The following is a 1586-nucleotide window of genomic DNA, read 5'->3' on the forward strand; positions in this document are numbered from 1 at the left end:
AAAGACACTAAATATTATGCAAGCTCTTTATGAACGGCATAAAATTGTTTCTTATCCAAGAACAGATTCAAAGCATCTGACAACAGATATGCAAAGTACAATGAAAGATCGCTTGCAAGCTATCCAGCCATTTGCCAGCATAGAGGTAAAAGAGATAGTGAAAAAAGGGTCACAAGTGACTCAAAAAGGCGTGTTTGATAACAATAAAGTGACTGACCACCATGGAATTATCCCGACTGAAGAACGACCGCGTCCAGAAAAAATGGATCAGGATGAATTGCGTATTTATCGAATGATCGTAGAGCGGTTTTTAGGTTTGTTTTTACCAGCTTATAAAGTGGCTCAAACAACTTATTGGTTAGCTGTAGAAGATGTAACGTTTAAGTTGCAGCAAGAAGTCGTGTTGGAAAATGGCTGGCGGCAAGTTGAGCCAACAAAAAATAAAAAACAGTACAAGCAAGGTGAACAATTAAAGCAAGCGACAGTCAAGATAAAAAAACAATTAACTAAAGCCCCCAATCGTTTAACTGAATCGACATTGCTTCAAAAAATGGAAAAATATGGTTTAGGAACACCGGCGACTCGGGCGGAAATCATTGAGAAATTGATCAGCAGTGAATTAATGGAGCGAAAAACTACGAAATTGTCAGTTTCTCCAAAAGGAAAACAATTATTAACGTTAGTGAATCCGGCTTTGGTCACACCGGAATTGACAAGCAAATGGGAGAACTCACTAGAAAAAATAGCTTTAGGTCAATTAAAAAAAGAAGTTTTTTTGAAAGAAATAAAAAAAGAAGCCAATCGATTAGTTAAAGAAATAAAAATGAGTGAACAAACGTATAAAGATCATTCAATCACCACTAAAATTTGTCCGGATTGCGGCGAATTATTAAAAGAACGCAATGGACGAGAAGGTAAATTATTAGTTTGCAGCAGTACGTCTTGTTCATACAGAAGGTTTAAAGAACCAAAAATCTCTAATCGACGTTGTGCTCAATGTCATCGGAAAATGGAGATTCATGAAGGGAAAAAAGGAAAGTATTTTAAATGCAAGTACTGTAATCTTTCTGAAAAAATGGGAGACAATAAAAACAAAAAAATTACTAAACACGAAACCAAGCGCTTACTGAAAAAAGTAAATCAAGAAGCCCAAGAAGAAGTTGAAAGCCCATTGGCACTTGCTTTAAAAGCTGCTATGGAAAAACAAGGAAATTAAAAGGAAAATACAAAAGCCTTATATTTTGAAAGTTGAAATATAAGGCTTTGTGTTTGTTTAGAGAGACTATTCCGCTTTTTATTTATTTTGTGTATAATAGGAAAGAAGTGTCAAAGGAGGTTCTGTAGTTGTGGCAGCTAAAAAAAAGAGTACGACTAAAAAAAGAGAACAACAAAGTTTTTCAATTGAAATTATCGGTATACTATTTATTATTTTAAGTTTATTTGCAGCCTCTCAGTTAGGATTTGTCGGTATTTTAAGTGCGAACTTATTCCGCTTTTTTGTAGGGAATACATTTATGTTTGCTGCATTATTAGTCGCTTTATACGGAGGCTATTTAATTTTTAAAGGAACAGAGCCGCCGTTTAAA

At 34.7% G+C, this 1586-nt stretch carries 1 protein-coding gene and 1 pseudogene; both read left to right on the forward strand.

Annotated features, from left to right (window positions below; genetic code table 11):
* Positions 1 to 1216 (forward strand): DNA topoisomerase (locus tag RT405_RS12145; protein ID WP_313470024.1); only part of this gene is annotated, 1216 nt, incomplete at its 5' end.
* Positions 1217 to 1346: 130 nt separating this feature from the next.
* Positions 1347 to 1586 (forward strand): annotated as a pseudogene (locus RT405_RS12150) (cell division protein FtsK); the annotation flags it as partial.

The organism is Carnobacterium sp. (assembly GCF_032094055.1).
Classification (GTDB): domain Bacteria; phylum Bacillota; class Bacilli; order Lactobacillales; family Carnobacteriaceae; genus Carnobacterium_A.